The organism is Microcystis sp. LSC13-02 (assembly GCA_002282935.1).
Classification (GTDB): domain Bacteria; phylum Cyanobacteriota; class Cyanobacteriia; order Cyanobacteriales; family Microcystaceae; genus Microcystis.
The window spans coordinates 1-9,346 of record MTBT01000320.1; the positions used below are offsets into that span (position 1 = coordinate 1).

General features: G+C 43.5%; 6 protein-coding genes. All 6 read right to left on the reverse strand.

Features of this window, described 5'->3' with window-relative positions:
* Positions 1 to 715: 715 nt before the first annotated feature.
* Entirely contained in the window at positions 716 to 1,939 is a 1,224-nt protein-coding gene (locus BGL89_RS19930) for a methionine gamma-lyase family protein (protein ID WP_286827270.1), read from the reverse strand.
* A 102-nt stretch (positions 1,940 to 2,041) separates the two neighbouring features.
* The gene (locus tag BGL89_RS19935; RefSeq protein ID WP_286827271.1) at positions 2,042 to 3,601 is read right to left on the reverse strand and encodes an HlyD family secretion protein; all 1,560 of its coding nucleotides are present in this window, start codon (positions 3,599 to 3,601) and stop codon (positions 2,042 to 2,044) included.
* Positions 3,602 to 3,627: 26 nt separating this feature from the next.
* Positions 3,628 to 5,469, reverse strand: a complete 1,842-nt coding sequence (locus BGL89_RS19940) for an ATP-binding cassette domain-containing protein (protein ID WP_286827272.1) — start codon at positions 5,467 to 5,469, stop codon at positions 3,628 to 3,630.
* 43 nt (positions 5,470 to 5,512) lie between these two features.
* Positions 5,513 to 6,700 (reverse strand): type III polyketide synthase, encoded by a 1,188-nt coding sequence (locus BGL89_RS19945; RefSeq protein ID WP_286827273.1) that lies wholly within the window; start codon positions 6,698 to 6,700, stop codon positions 5,513 to 5,515.
* Between the two features lie 150 nt (positions 6,701 to 6,850).
* Positions 6,851 to 8,464, reverse strand: coding sequence for a cytochrome b5-like heme/steroid binding domain-containing protein (locus tag BGL89_RS19950; RefSeq protein ID WP_286827274.1), 1,614 nt, complete (start codon positions 8,462 to 8,464; stop codon positions 6,851 to 6,853).
* 412 nt (positions 8,465 to 8,876) lie between these two features.
* Positions 8,877 to 9,206, reverse strand: coding sequence for a hypothetical protein (locus tag BGL89_RS19955; RefSeq protein WP_286827275.1), 330 nt, complete (start codon positions 9,204 to 9,206; stop codon positions 8,877 to 8,879).
* Positions 9,207 to 9,346: the final 140 nt, after the last annotated feature.

Consider the following 9,346-nt stretch of genomic DNA (forward strand, 5'->3'; position numbering starts at 1 on the left):
AGGTGCGAAACCCCGCAAGGGAAAGAAGCAGAAACCTAAATCGTGAGGTTTGGGAATCACCGTCCGTTTACGGCGGTGAGGATGTCAAAGATCGGTAATAATTTAAGAGTCACTGATAATTCTCGATTGTCGATATTTCTACAAAGTTAAGATGCGAACCGAGCAGTTCTTGTTTGAGTTAGCTCTGGCTCGGTTATCAGTTATGAGTTATAGATAAATTTACTGAGGTGATATTTTTTCTCATTTTCCTAGGCTTAATTAACCTGATGTCCAGACATTTAACTTGATATTAAAAATTAGGAATTACCCCAAAAAAAGAGCCTAAATCAATCAATAAGTCCTTCCCAAAAATAAAAAAAGGAATAAATACTGATGTTGAAAGCTTGTATTAATGGCACTTTTGCCCCTTGACTGTTCCCTTTTTGTTAACCACAAAGACGGGAAGTTAGGAGATAGGGATTTAGGGAGATGGGGAAATAGGGAGATGGGGAAATTTCACCTAATACTAAATCCGGTTATTAAAGACTGATTATTTATCCCCCCTTTTGCCTTTTGCATGAGTGCCTTTTGCCTGTCTTGATATGTAGCCTATACTCAACGGATTTAGTATAAATTCCCCACACCCCACTACCCCAACCCCCAACCCCCAACCCCCACCGAAAAACTTTTTTAGCAGACCCTAACTAGGGGAGAAAAGGAAGGTGAGAGGAACCATTCAAGATAAAGCAGCGATCGCTTGTTCTAGGGCCAGGGAAATATGAGTCCAATGGGTTCCCCCCTGACAAAAAACGATATAGGGTTCCCGTAGGGGTCCATCGGCGGAGAATTCCGAGGTGCTACCATCGATAAACGTGCCACCAGCCATCACTACTTGGCTCTCATAGCCTGGCATTTGGGCAGGAACGGGATCCAAGTAGGAACCGATGGGAGAATAGGCTTGAATGGCTTTACAGAAGGCAATCAGCTTATCGGGGGAACCGAGTTTAATCGCTTGAATAATATCGCGTCGAGGCACAAAAGGAGCAGGATTGACTGGATAACCCAACTTATCGCCCACATAGGCAATTAAATGACTGCCTTTCATCGCTTCTCCCACCATTTGCGGTGCTAGAAACAATCCCTGATAAAGAAGACGATTTTGGTCAAAAGTCGCCCCTCCCTCCCTACCGATCCCCGGTGCTGTCAGACGATAGCAGGCCATTTCCACTAATTCCGCTTTACCTGCTATGTATCCCCCGGCCGTGACGATTGTACCTCCGGGATTTTTAATTAGAGAACCGGCCATTAGATCTGCCCCCAAGTCGGTGGGTTCTTTGGTGTTGATAAATTCTCCATAGCAATTATCGACAAAACAGACCGTATTCGGGTTTTGTTGTTTAACTATACGGACAATTCTCTCGATTTCGTCAATAGACAAACTCGATCGCCACGAATAACCGCAAGACCTTTGAATATGTACTAAACGGGTTTGGGGTTTAACTGCCGTTTCTAAAGCCAACCAATCGATCGCACCGGTAGAATCTAGCTCTAATTGCCGATAACTAACGCCAAAATCCTTTAAAGAGCCTTGACCACTGCCCCTAATCCCGATTACTTCCTCTAGGGTATCGTAGGGCGCACCCGCTACCGCTAACATTTCATCCCCCGGTCGGAGAACCCCATACAAGGCACAGGCGATCGCATGGGTTCCTGAAACAAATTGTACTCGCACCGCTGCCTTTTCGGCCCCTAGGGCTTGGGCGAACACTTGATCTAAAGTATCCCGTCCCAAGTCATCATGACCATAACCACTAACACTAGCAAAATGATGCACCCCGACGCGGTTTTCACGGAAAGCGCCGAGGACTTGACGGAGATTTTCCTTGACCTGTGCGTCAATTTCCGAAAAGATGGGGAGTAAGGCCTTTTCTGCCCTGTGGAGTAGAGAGGAGATATCCATCAAACAATAGACTGTGATCTGTATTGCATTTACCAAGCCTACTGATCATACAACGCCAATCCTTCCGCTTAAAACATCTGCCAAGGTTGATATTAGGAATGATTAGAGCGGCCCACCTGGGGGGGGTGAGGCTCCCTGTGGTGGGGTACCGGGGGGAGGGCCACCAGCAGCCGGTTCATTCCCCCTGCCACCAAAGAGACTTTGCCAAGAAAAACCCTGGGGTGGTCGGGTGTCCGAGGATGGATTAATTAAGATATGTTCGGAGCCATCGAGTCCGCTTTTGACTTCGGTACGATTGCCGATAGTAACGCCAGTGGTAATGGGGACAAATCGGGGTGGTTGGTTAGGTGCGCCAACAAAAACACCAGTTTGCTCGTTCTGACGGGTAACGGCAATAGTTGGCACGGTTAAAGCGTTTTTCAGTTGGCCGACTTGGAAATCGGTAGAAACATTCATTCCCGCTTTTAATTCCCTGGCCGCCTTTTCTTCTAGGGTCACTTTCACTTCAAAACTGGTGACATTTTGTTCTACCGTTGCCTGGGTGGCAATCAGAGAGACTCGTCCATGAAATACCTTATCTGGATAAGCATCGGCTGTAATCGTCACCTTTTGCCCAACCCGGATCTTATCAATGTTTTTTTCTGCTACATTGCTGACCACTTCATTTTGTGAAACCAGGGATAAAATCGAGGAAGAAGTGGCCGAAGATACGGAACTGCCGGTCGTAGTAGGAGCCACAAAAGCTCCCGGTTCAGCATAGACAAAAGTAACCACCCCGTCAAAGGGTGCTTTAATGATGGTATCCTCAATCTGAGTTTTAACATTTTGTAGAGAACCCTGAGCAGTGGTCACTTCCGCCCGAGCTTGATCGATTTCCTCCTGTCTTGTTCCGGCTTGGAGAAGGTCTAAAACCTGTTGTTGACTTCTTACTGCCGCCTGCGCTTGGGTAATTTCTTCGGAGCGAGTTCCTTCTTTAAGGAGAGATAGCTTTTCTTGGGATTCAATCACGGCAGCCTGGGTGCTATCCCTGGTTGCCAGTTTTTCGTTTAAAGTCTGTTGAGATATGGCTCCTTCGTTGAAAAGTAGCTGATTGCGACGATATTCATCATCAGATTTTTTGAAAATGGCTTTTAGCCCTTCTAAACGAGCTTTTTCTTGGGCAATTTCCTGATAACGATTACCAGCCATCAGTTTTTGTAGGTTGGCTTCTAGTTCTTCCAGTTTCGCTTGGGCTTGAGCGATTTCTTGGGGACGATTACCAGCGATTAGTTTGCGGAGATTAGCTTGGGCTGCCGCTAGTTTGCCCTGGGATTCTAATAATTGACCCTGCCAATCAGAATCGTCCATTCTAGCAATTATCTGCCCTTTTTTGACAGTATAACCCTCATCTACTAGCAGTGCTTTCAGAATCCCTGCTGTTTTAGGGCTAACATTAACCACTTTTTCTGGTTCAACAGTGCCATTAGCGGAAACGATGATCGTTAGATCCGTCTTTTCCACGGCTACAGGCAGCGGACGGGAACTACCCTGGTGGGGGGTATGCCCAAACTGACGATAGGCGAGAACACTACCACCTATGGCTAAAAATAATGTTAGTAATCCCAATGCCCAGCTAATTGCGGGCTGTTTGTTAACTTTTTGGAAGGAGGAAGTATCTGACATAGTGAGTAGGAAACTGGCGGGTTAATTTAGAGAGAACCTGATGGTTGAACAGTCTGTTCCGATTCCACAGCACCATAATCGAGCTTAATAATGTGATCGGCTAGATGAAAATAGCGATCATCATGGCTAATAACAATAACTATTTTTCCTCTTTCTTTCAGTTGTAGCAGTATCTGTTTATAGAATAGTTCCCTAAAACGGGGTTCTTGGTCGGCGGCCCATTCATCAAACACATAGATAGGACGATCTTCTAAATAGGCTGTTAATAAAGCCAGTCGTTTCCTTTGTCCTTGAGATAGTTCTGTGGTGGATAAAACTCCATTTTTGATCGTAACTTTATGGGCTAATTGCAGTTGCATCAGATAATTTTCCACTTCTTGATCGAGATTGGGGCGATCAAAACCAAGAAAACTATCGAATAAGTAAAAATCATAGAAAATTGCCGAGAAATGTTGACGATACCACTCCACATTATCTTGGGTAATACGTTTACCATTGAGATAAATTGCTCCCGATAGGGGTGGGTATAGTCCTGTAATTAGTTTAGCTAAAGTTGACTTGCCGCTGCCATTGCCGCCAATAATAAAGATCAGTTCCCCTGGTTGCCAAGAAAAGCTAATTGGTCCGAGCAGAAACCCCTTTTCATCTGTCCTTGGCGGTGGTGGCGGGTTGCCTTTTTGAGAATAGGGGGGATGGGATGGAAAGGGAATTGGTTTCCTCTCGGAGGAGGGGGATTCTGGTGCCAGTGCCGGTAAACTATTGGCAAAACCTTGAGAAAGGCCTTCGGGGGGGAAAGGTGGATGGCCTTCGGGGGGGAAAGGTGGATGACCTTCGGGGAAACCTTCGGGGGGGAAAGGTGGTAATTCTGGGTGATAGAGATAGGTGACAGCTTGAAATTGTAGTTGACAGGAGGGACTGATGGATAAAACTAGGGTATCTGCTTCCGAGAGACTGGAGAGAGATAATTTCATCCTTTCAATTTTTCGCAGGGCAATATTTCCCCGGACTAATTCAGGAATGCGATTGAGCATATTCTGCATTGGCAAGGCGATGAAAGTACCAATTAAAACATAGGCGGCTAACATCGTTAAAGGAATGTCTAAAAACAAAGGTAGAATGAACAGAATAAATCCCAAACTGAGAAACTGAGATAGTTGTCCAAACCCGTTAGCGATCGCAAATCTTTTCATCGCTTTGGTATTTAGTTGCCGAAGCTGGACGGCACTACTCTGCAATTCCCTCTCCATGAAAGCCTGCCTTTTGGACTGATTGAGCTTGAGTTCTTTGATGCCGCCCATCAAGGCTTGAAAATGCTTAAATAGGATGTCTTCTTCTTCCCTCGACTTAAAAAATAAACGTTCGGCCTTATTCAGGATCCTTTGCACAAACCAGATGGCACTAATAGTAGAAGCTATTGTTAAGACGAAAAGGGCATTAGATAGCCAAGCAAAGTAAACGAAACAGCCGACAACTGTAGCCAAATCCACACAAATATTCGGCACGGATGCCACTGCATGAGTTAGGGTATGAACATCATCGGTAAAACTAACCAAAAGACGATTTTCTTTCAGTCTCTCTAGATGTTCTAAAGGAGAGGACAAAATATTTTTACTCAATTTCAATCGCAGTTCATAGATAGCATTCTGCGAGAGAAAAATCAGCATAAATTGCGAGATAATGCTGGTTACTATAACAAATATCGCCAACATACTAAAGTTTCGTAGAGCATTGATCGCATGACCCTCATGGACTTCTCGATTAATCAAAGAAATTAAAAGAGCATTGCCAACACCGCTAACTAAACCTGCTACGATAGCAATAGTGATATGTTTCCAGGATATGGCCAGCAAAAATCTCAAAAATTCCATTAAGTTTGTCCTCCTGTCGGGTGATAGATTTTCAAGAGTGGGGTTAAATCTTCTCTAGGAGAATTCCTTCAATACCAACTCCTGGGGCAAAAGAGAAGGCCAAACCTGTCAAAGATGCGGCGTTTTTACGAGTAACTCCGCTCTTATTTTGTTTAAGAGCTTGCGTCTCACATCCTTGTTCTAATCTTAAGATCATGCGTTCCATTACAAATAAAATCGCACAACTCAGTAGGTTGCCGTATTGACGGAGAACTCCCCAACTATCGGCCACTTGTTCATCATTTAAATCTAGGGAAAGTTGCACTTTTTCAATAATTTTTGTCCCGCCAGGGTGAACCACCCACAAATCAATATCTTTCTTGGTTATCTCATGACTATTCAGAAAATTAGTAATAATTCGACCGACACCAGACTCAATATAATCAGGTAATTGACGGGACAGCAGACAGGTAACACCATTGTCTCTAATACCTAAGCTAATGCCGTCTTCGGTATTTTCGGCCAGATAACTAAAATTATCCCGAATGATAAATTTTCCTCGACCTTGTATTTGTTCTGGTTCGTAGGCTCCGATTACTACTGCCGCACAACCATCACCAAAAATACTATGAATGATAATGTCATTTAAATCATCTTGAAAAACGGCATTAATAGAACTTAATTCTAAACAAATCACTAAAGCTTTATGCTCAGGGTTGGCTCTTACATGATCACAGGCTACTCGTAAACCATTCATCGCAGCTGCACAACCCATAAAATTAACTGGCACTCTAGCAATGTTGCGTCGAAGTCCTAAACTTTTAATTAATTGAGCATCTATACCCGGAGCCACAAAACCTGTACTGGTGACGAATACGATTAGACCAATAGAATCCTCGATCTTTTCTGTACTCAAAGGATTATGCTTTTTCTGTTGCTCCGATGCGGCTAAAAGCACTCTTCTCGTCACATCTTCTGCTAGGGGAAGCCCATATTTTTCGTACATTTGCATTCGTTGTTCAATAGTTCCCTTTTCTCGACTAAAGTTGACAGTTTCTTCGGTTAATAAATTAATCGCTAGATGCCTGGTGTCAATCCGGGTATGTTGGTAGATTTTTTCGATACGATGTTGATTCTTCTCTAGACCTTTGAGGTTAGCTAAAAATTTAGCGGCATCCGTTTGTTGGACAAGATTGCCCGGAGTGCCAGTGGCGAGACTTTCAATGACAGGTAAAAACTGAGAAGATTGCATGGCAAATATCAGAACCAGTTTGGGTATAGTGAGGGTTTCTGTCAATCAATTCGAGAGAAAGTTAGGGGAAAGTCTGGGTCTTGATTATATCTACAAGATGCCGAATAATTTTTCTGAAACTTTCCGCCAGAATTTCTGGTTTTTGTCGGCTCAAATTGAACCAATACCAGCCCAACCTTTGACAATGTAGTCTAGGGTTGTTCCTAAGGCTTGCGGGTGAAAATGTTCTTTCAATAAGCCCAACTCTTTCTCTTTGGCTAATCGCGATGGCACGGCTAGATAGTGTTTAATTAGTGCTGGTAGGCGGTCAAAAAAGAAGTTTTGAGGTGTCGCCCATTCAACTCCGAATTTTTCCGATTCTTCCCGGACAATATCTTCACTGATGATATTGGCAAAACCGCTTTTTTGTTGGGGAAGAACGTGATGCACCCGATGGGGAGCCAAGCCCGCCGAGAGAAAACAGTCAATATATTTATTACCTACCATGGTCAAATCGTAGGAATTTTTAATCTGCATAACTGCCCAATCTTGGGTTTCCCATTGAGGTGATGCCATAGGATCTCTTGGCGGTTCTTCGGCTTCAAAATCATGACTAGCCACAATCATAAAAGTGCTAATCCAGAGGGTAAGGAAAAACTGTGCTAACCAAGCCCAAAATTGACCGTATAGACAAAAGATAACCAGTTCGATTAATAGTAATAAGTGAATACCAAAACTACCTAAAAAATGGGGGAACCCCAGCTGCCAACTGCCATACATATCCTTAACACCTGCTTTAAAAGCGAGGATACATAATTCTATAATGCGAGCAAACATTCCCGTAACCACATGGCCTATTTTATGAAATGTATGTACTGGCACTCGATAAAAACGAGGCAATTCTAACATGAAGGTGAAAACATTCTTTTTGATATCAACATCGGTCTGGGTAAAGGGATGATGCAGTAAAGTATGACCGTCTGTTACTACTAAAGCGAGGGGAACGTAGTTAATATCAAAAATATTGGCAAATACCTTGTTTAATCCTACTTGTGGCCGATGAATTAGGTAGTGACCTACCCCTGCTAGGGCAATTCTTAGCATAGCGATGAGAGGCACAAATAGGTAAATCGGCATATACTGTCTGGCCTCTAAATACAGCCCTTGCACTACAAAATAGATCAGAAAAAGACAGATACTGATCACATTAAACAGAAAATCCATGCGTTCTACTTTCTGTTTAAATTCTGGAGAGTAAACTCTGGCTTTAATCTTATTCAGCAATTGTTCTGGGTTGCGGAAATCGTATTTAGGGGTATCTCTCCAACCGTTAAAATGCTCTTTAAATAAAAAGGCAGGAGCGTTGTATTTAGGATGAATATGCTCTGGTCTTCCCTGTTGTCCAAGAGAATATTTTTGCAGGACTTTTTTGACTCTTTCGGGATTGGGATGAAAAATATTGACAATCGTGGTTATATCTCTGTTCTTGGTGCGTCCAATAAAAAATTGTCCTCCTGGATGCTTGGCAATAAATTCTGTGAGATCATAGGCTTCTCCTTCATAAATCCAGACATTCGGCAACGGCGTGCCGTCGGGAGGATGGGGAGGTGGTTCGATGTCCCCCTCCAAGGACGGCGGCATAAAGGGACTGACTCCACCCTGGTTATGGGGTGCGCCTCTGTTGGCATCCACAGGCGGTAATGAGGGCATCATTCCCGACTGATTAGGAGATGGTACTGGTGTTTGAACGTTTTGAACCGAGCTTATTTCTTGTTCTGAGTTCATGGTCAATTTTTATCCTTGCTTAATTATTTTTCAGTTATCTTCGGCAAAACCCCGCACTATACTGGCTGGGAAGATTTAAAGATAATAATCTCTTAGCCCTCTAGGATTTTGTAGATAGTAGATGTTTGAGAACTGTCACCGAGAAATTCTAGTTACTTCTAGACACAAACAAAACTGTTCTCATGAAAAAATCAAAGAAGCGACTAAAGTTTCGTATCTCAAAAAAACGGTTTAATAGTTCTTCGGTAGCTATCATTTTGAACCCTTATTTATAAATAGCTACAATTGCTTTTAATACTTAAATAGGTCAAGGCCAGTTGAGCAAATACACTCACAAAGATTTGTGCTAATCATATTACAGGTATAGAACCTGCTCTGACAGAGCAGATCAGCAACCGAAGAACCAGACTCACTAAGATTGACTGCGCTCAAAAACCCGTAGGATTAAATAACCCAAAGCGGCAATTTCTGGCGGTGAGTTTTGTAACATTCCCCCCAAAGCTTGGGCCTGTTCATCATTACCGAGTAATTGTTTTAAGAGTTCTTGATCTTGTTCTGTTAGACGCGGTAGATTGGCAGATCCTGCCCCAGCCGGTGCAAAGGGCTGCGGTGTACCTAGCGGGGGTGCATGGTGCATTCCGGGAGCCGGTGCTTGGTGCATTCCAGGAGGGTGACTCTGCGGTGCATTGGCAGGAGGGCTTTGGGGTGCGCCGGGGGGGTGAGGATGTCTTGGTGTTAACATTGATTGATGTCTCCAGATATTTACTATTATCTACTCCTTCTATCTTATTCTGGTTCTTCGTTACTTGGTATGGTTCGATCGGGTGACATAAATTGACTAAATCCTTATCTGGCAAGAGATTTAATTGATTAGTTCGCTCT

Coding starts and splice junctions, on each gene's coding strand:
- BGL89_RS19945 (WP_286827273.1), bottom strand. CDS start 6,700: ATGCAATCTTCTCAGTTTTTACCTGTCATTGAAAGTCTCGCCACTGGC.
- BGL89_RS19930 (WP_286827270.1), bottom strand. CDS start 1,939: ATGGATATCTCCTCTCTACTCCACAGGGCAGAAAAGGCCTTACTCCCC.
- BGL89_RS19940 (WP_286827272.1), bottom strand. CDS start 5,469: ATGGAATTTTTGAGATTTTTGCTGGCCATATCCTGGAAACATATCACT.
- BGL89_RS19935 (WP_286827271.1), bottom strand. CDS start 3,601: ATGTCAGATACTTCCTCCTTCCAAAAAGTTAACAAACAGCCCGCAATT.
- BGL89_RS19950 (WP_286827274.1), bottom strand. CDS start 8,464: ATGAACTCAGAACAAGAAATAAGCTCGGTTCAAAACGTTCAAACACCA.
- BGL89_RS19955 (WP_286827275.1), bottom strand. CDS start 9,206: ATGTTAACACCAAGACATCCTCACCCCCCCGGCGCACCCCAAAGCCCT.